We start from the raw sequence: 2,368 nt of genomic DNA, 5'->3' as shown, positions 1-2,368 counted from the left end.
CCCCGCCCTGCTCCCGCGACGAAGGCCTCCGCATGCGACACGACGACGGCACCCCCGACGACCCGGCCCTTCCGCCCGGTGCCCCCGACGCGCCCGGCGCGCCCGGCGCTCCGGGCACCCCCGGCGCTCCGGGCACCCCCGACGCCTCGGACGACGATCTCGAAGCCTGGTCGGACGAGGCGCACCGTGAACTCGAGCTGCTCGTCGCCCGTGACCGCGAGGCCGAACTGGCCCGCCGGCACGAGGCCGAGCGCGTCGCCCGGGTCGAGCGTGCCGAACGCGCCGCCCGCCTCGAGCAGGAGCGCCGTCGCCGTGAGGCAGAGCTCCCGCCCGAACTGCGTGACGCCGACGACGAGCCGTACGACGGTGGGCCGAGGCGCCGACTCGTCATGGGGTCGTCGAAGGTGCTGGCCGCGGTGGCGCTGCTGGCGGCGGTCGCCGTCGCGGTGACCGGGTTCCTGTAGGCCGACCCGCGCCTCCTGGGCTCGTGCGTCCGTGAACCCGGTTTCGAACGATGCACCCGGAAGCTTCTGGGTTCGTGGTTCGAAACCGGGTTCATGGGTGGGCGGCGGCCCGGGCGAAACCCGTCAGAGGGCGACCAGGGCGATGCCGCCGAGCACGACCACCGACGCCGCCAGCCGCTTCACCAGTGAGCCCTCACGCAGCACGAGGGCGCCGAACACGGCCACCATCACGACGCTCGTCTCGCGCGCCGGGGCGACGAGGGCGACCGGAGCCGTCCGGATCGCCGTCAGCACGAGGATGTACGACAGCGGCGACAGCACCCCGAAGGCCAGCACGCGCGGCCAGTGGGCGCGCGCGACGGCGACGAGCTCGCCCCGACGCCGACCGAGCGTCGCACTGTAGAAGACGACCTCGACGAGGGTCACGCCGACCATGAACGACACGGGCGAGAGGCCCCAGGTGCGCAGGGCGTGGGCGTCCCAGATCGTGTAGCTCGCGATGGCGAGGCCGGTGAGCAGGCCCCAGGCGATGCCGGGGTCGAGGCGACGGCGCGCCGGGCCAGGGGCGCCCGGCGTCGACGCGGTCGACGACCCGTGCAGGAGGCGCGGTGCCGGAGAGACCGTCGGCCGCCGGTCGATCAGTCCGGTCGCCACGACCCCCGCGACCACCACGGCGATGCCGACGACGGCCGTCACCGAGAGCTGCTCGCCGAGCAGCAGGACGGCGAGGCCGGCGCTGACGGCGGGGCCGCTGCCGCGTGCCGTCGCGTAGACGGTCGACAGGGTGCCGACCGCGTAGCCGCGCTGCAGCACCGTCATGTAGACGACGTGCAGCACGGCCGAGACGCCTGCTCCGACCGCGAGGCCGCCGACGCTCGCACCGAGGCCGCCCGTGAACGGGACGACCGGCAGCCAGAGCACGGTGCTGGCGACGGCACCCCACCAGAGGAAGGGCGTGCCGAGGCGGCTCACGCCGTGGGCGACGACGTTCCAGCCGGCGTGGCAGACGGCGGCGGCGAGGACGAGCAGGAGGGCGGTGGTGGACATGCGAGGACCCATCGGCTCGGCGCGGGGCGCGCCGAACGGGTCCTCCAGGCTTTTGTCCGTTCAGATGACGGCCCGGCGATGGCGCCCGACCGTGGCGCCGCTCGGACCAGTCGGATCGTGGGACCCCGGAACCCTAGGCGCTGTCGTGGCGAGCGTAGGGGCGGCGGGTGTCCTGGGGGTGAACTCGTACCGCGATGAACCCCGTTTCGAACGATGAACCCGGAAGCTGCTGGGTGCGTCGTTCGAAACCCGGTGCGACTGCGGTAATGGGAGCGGGTGAGCCGGAAGAACACATGGATCAGCGGGACGAAAGCCGATCTTGACGCCGCGAGGCGCGTCAACCTAGTCTTTACGCATGTCGACCCCGTCCCGCACCCCGTCCCTGCTCGCGAGCCTCCTCGCGCGGGTCCAGGGCCTCGCGGCATCGGTGCACGGTCGACACGACCGGTCCTCGACCCTCGTCGCCGTGCAGCGCGCGGCGGGGATGAAGGCCGACCTCGAGGCCGTCCTCGCGGCCCTCGTGACCGATGCCCGCGACGCCGGGGCGACCTGGCAGGAAGTAGGAGACGTCATGTCCATCTCACGTCAAGCCGCGTACCAGAGGTTCGGCCAGGTGATCGACCCGAGGACGGGACGCCCGCTCGAGAAGGACGTCACCTCGGGTTCCGTCGAGCGGGCGACGGCGGTCTTCGACCTGCTCAGCACGGGGCGCCCCGACGAGGTCCACGCCCTCTTCGACGACGAGATGAAGAAGGCCATGGACCCGACGCAGCTCGGCGACGTGTGGAGCCACGTCCTCGGTTCCGTCGGGGCGTTCGAGTCGAGCGGCACACCCACGGCACGGCGGTCCGGCGACT

General features: G+C 73.1%; 1 protein-coding gene and 2 pseudogenes. 2 read left to right on the top strand and 1 reads right to left on the bottom strand.

Features of this window, described 5'->3' with window-relative positions; all coding sequences use genetic code 11:
* Positions 1–464, top strand: a pseudogene (locus tag ASE87_RS16510) (hypothetical protein); the annotation flags it as partial.
* 123 nt (positions 465–587) lie between these two features.
* Here ASE87_RS16510 and ASE87_RS10190 read toward each other — a convergent pair.
* Positions 588–1,511: an EamA family transporter gene (locus ASE87_RS10190; RefSeq protein WP_056228253.1), complete on the bottom strand. Its 924-nt coding sequence runs from the start codon at positions 1,509–1,511 to the stop codon at positions 588–590.
* A 355-nt stretch (positions 1,512–1,866) separates the two neighbouring features.
* Here ASE87_RS10190 and ASE87_RS16355 point away from each other — a divergent pair.
* Positions 1,867–2,368, top strand: a pseudogene (locus ASE87_RS16355) (DUF3887 domain-containing protein); the annotation flags it as partial.

It is taken from the genome of Frigoribacterium sp. Leaf44 (assembly GCF_001421865.1).
GTDB lineage: Bacteria > Actinomycetota > Actinomycetes > Actinomycetales > Microbacteriaceae > Frigoribacterium.
Note: the sequence above shows the minus strand (reverse complement) of the source record. Positions and strands in the feature narration are given on the sequence as shown.

Coding starts and splice junctions, on each gene's coding strand:
- ASE87_RS10190 (WP_056228253.1), bottom strand. CDS start 1,511: ATGTCCACCACCGCCCTCCTGCTCGTCCTCGCCGCCGCCGTCTGCCAC.